Origin of the sequence: Neptuniibacter pectenicola (assembly GCF_001597735.1) — a bacterium.
Taxonomy (GTDB): Bacteria; Pseudomonadota; Gammaproteobacteria; order Pseudomonadales; family Balneatricaceae; genus Neptuniibacter; species Neptuniibacter pectenicola.
On the sequence record NZ_LUTS01000188.1, the window covers coordinates 1 to 234 of the forward strand.

Below are 234 nucleotides of genomic sequence, written 5' to 3' on the forward strand. Positions count from 1 at the left end.
CCATATTTGGCTCTACTTTGTTGGGTGGTTGGATTTTCAGCCCTTCACTACTAACACCCAAGCTTGAAAAAATCAGTCCAATAAAAGGGATAAAGCGCATTTTCTCAACTCAGTCAGTGATTGAGCTGTTTAAAAATGTTTTTAAGGTAATGCTGTTTTTCAGTTTGTTGTACTGGGTGATTTCCAGCTATATCTCCGTCATCACCAATCTGGTAAGTGCCCACTTTGATACTG

The 234-nt window shown here is 39.3% G+C and carries 1 protein-coding gene; it reads left to right on the forward strand.

Features of this window, described 5'->3' with window-relative positions:
• Positions 1-17 precede the first annotated feature (17 nt).
• Positions 18-234 (forward strand): EscU/YscU/HrcU family type III secretion system export apparatus switch protein (locus A3773_RS17425; protein ID WP_269454521.1); only part of this gene is annotated, 217 nt, incomplete at its 3' end.